Below are 1,495 nucleotides of genomic sequence, written 5' to 3' on the forward strand. Positions count from 1 at the left end.
GGCTGAGACCGCCGCCCTCGATGGCAAGCGGCGCGACATAGGCAAAGACGGTGAAGGCGCCGATCAGCGCCAGCACTGTCGTCAACAGGATCGGCATCACGCCGGGACGCAGCGCTGCCCCCAGCCTGCGCTTCAAGGGCAGCCTGGTGCCAACGATGCCCCGCGGCAGCCGGTACCAAAGGATCGCGCCGGCAAGCGCGCCAAGGCCGGCGATGGCAAAAAAAGTTCCGCGCCAGCCGGCAACGGTGGCAACGAGCGCGCCCAGTGGCGCACCGAGCGCAACGGCCACCGTGGTGCCGCCGACGACGACGGCGATGGCACGCGCCCGGTGATGGTCATCGACCAGCGCCACCGCGGTGCCTTGCGCGGTTGCGGCGAACAGGCCCGACGACAGCGCCATGACGATGCGCGCGACCAGCAGCAGTTCGAAGGAGGAACTCAAGGCAGCGGCGACGTTGCCGAGCACGAAGAACACCAGCGTCCACAGGATGACGCGGCGCCGGTCCCACTCGCCTGTCAGCGTCGCCAGGATCGGCGTGCCGATCGCATAGGCGAGCGCAAAGGCGGTGATCAGCGTGCCGGCCAGCGGAATGGAGATACCGGCATCCGCCGCGATGTCGGGCAGAAGGCTGGAGATGACGAAGCCTTCGGTCGAGATCGTGAACGATCCGAGCGCGAGCCAGAAAAGGCGCTTGTCCATGGCGGGATGTCCTTAGTTCAAAAGTTATTGAACAATTGGACACAATAGGGCATCATGTCAATGAAGCCAGGGAAAAATAGCTGAACCTTCCTGACAGCCCTGTGTCAGCACAGGTCGGCGCCAGACGGAGAAAGGCCGCGTGCGGGCCAACAATGATGGATGCGTTGAAATCGGACCCGACTGTGCTTAGTTTCGAGCCATGACCTTGCCACACCCCAATACGGACCAGATCAGCCTGCCGATCGTGCTTGGCGTGCTCGGCGACCCGACCCGGCTCGCCATCGTGCGCTATCTCGCCAGCAAGCAAGGCGTGCCGCTGAACTGCAGCCAGTTCCTCGATTTCGGCTCGAAGACCAATCTGAGCTACCACCTGGCCAAATTGCGCGAGGCCGGCGTCACCCGCGCCGAGGTGGTCGGCACCAACCGCATGATCACACTGCGCCGCGCCGATCTCGACGCCCGCTTCCCCGGCCTGCTCGACAGCGTCATCGCCGCCGCCGGCGACGATCCGGCACTGCCGGCGGTCGGCGGCCACGATATTGAAGTGCACGCCTGACCTTGCAGAACTTGGGTTCCTCGCCCACGAACGTGGGGAAAAGGAAAAGCGGCGTCACACAGGAGCTTCCCGAAATGCGCATCGCCGTCCTCGCCGATATCCACGGCAATGTGCTGGCGCTCGACGCCGTGCTTGACGATCTGGAGCGGCGCGGCGGCGCCGACCTGACCGTCAATCTCGGCGACAGCGTTTCCGGCCCGCTCTGGCCGCGCACGGTCGGCAGGTTCAGCGCCTCCAAC

The 1,495-nt window shown here is 65.4% G+C and carries 3 protein-coding genes; 2 read left to right on the top strand and 1 reads right to left on the bottom strand.

What is annotated here, in order from left to right; genetic code table 11:
- A partial coding sequence (locus tag EN964_RS34320) for an MFS transporter (protein WP_164776364.1) occupies positions 1-700 on the bottom strand: 700 nt, incomplete at its 3' end.
- Between the two features lie 199 nt (positions 701-899).
- On the opposite strand from EN964_RS34320, the gene EN964_RS34325 reads away from it, so the two are divergent.
- Positions 900-1,256 (top strand): helix-turn-helix transcriptional regulator, encoded by a 357-nt coding sequence (locus EN964_RS34325; RefSeq protein ID WP_127269317.1) that lies wholly within the window; start codon positions 900-902, stop codon positions 1,254-1,256.
- A 74-nt stretch (positions 1,257-1,330) separates the two neighbouring features.
- Positions 1,331-1,495, top strand: a 165-nt coding sequence (locus EN964_RS34330) for a metallophosphoesterase (RefSeq protein WP_164776366.1), incomplete at its 3' end; no start/stop codon positions are given.

Origin of the sequence: Mesorhizobium sp. M7A.F.Ca.CA.001.10.2.1 (genome assembly GCF_003998575.1) — a bacterium.
In the GTDB taxonomy this organism is placed as follows: Bacteria; Pseudomonadota; Alphaproteobacteria; order Rhizobiales; family Rhizobiaceae; genus Mesorhizobium.